Origin of the sequence: Halorubrum sp. Atlit-26R (genome assembly GCF_003666015.1) — an archaeon.
GTDB lineage: Archaea > Halobacteriota > Halobacteria > Halobacteriales > Haloferacaceae > Halorubrum.
In genome coordinates this window covers 1-459 of record NZ_QPLT01000489.1, presented here as the reverse complement: position 1 = coordinate 459, position 459 = coordinate 1, and the positions used below count along the sequence as shown (strand labels likewise).

Genomic DNA, 459 nt, shown 5'->3' with positions numbered 1-459 from the left:
TGTTCGGTCCAAGCAGTCCGTACACTGATTCGACCGGTACCGTCATCCTAAGCCCTTCAACGGCTGTGACAGAGCCGAACCGTTTGGTAAAACCGTCTGTCACGACTGCAGGTGTACAGTCGTCGGATGCGCCCGTCATCGGTCGAGGTCACCCCGTTCGTATCCGACCGCCCCGAGAAGTGTCGGCACCACCACCCATGCACACAAAACAAGGATTCCAGCCATCATAGAGCTGAACAGCGGTCGAACGTCGCCCGTCGAGTCCGCCAGTGCCTGCTGAAAAAGCGTTGTCCAGTCCTTATCTAGGCCGGCCAGTGCGACGTGGAAGGCGGTCCGAGGCGCGAACAAGCCAGCCTGTATGAACTGCGAAGAGAGGACCCCGCCGAGAACCAACAGGCCGACGGCAGCGACGACACCGAGTAGATACACCGCGATGGGTTCGCTCCGGAGCGTCGAGAC

General features: G+C 60.3%; 1 pseudogene. It reads right to left on the bottom strand.

Going from position 1 to position 459, the window contains the following annotated elements:
• Positions 1-135: 135 nt before the first annotated feature.
• A pseudogene (locus DVK07_RS21590) lies at positions 136-459 on the bottom strand (hypothetical protein); the annotation flags it as partial.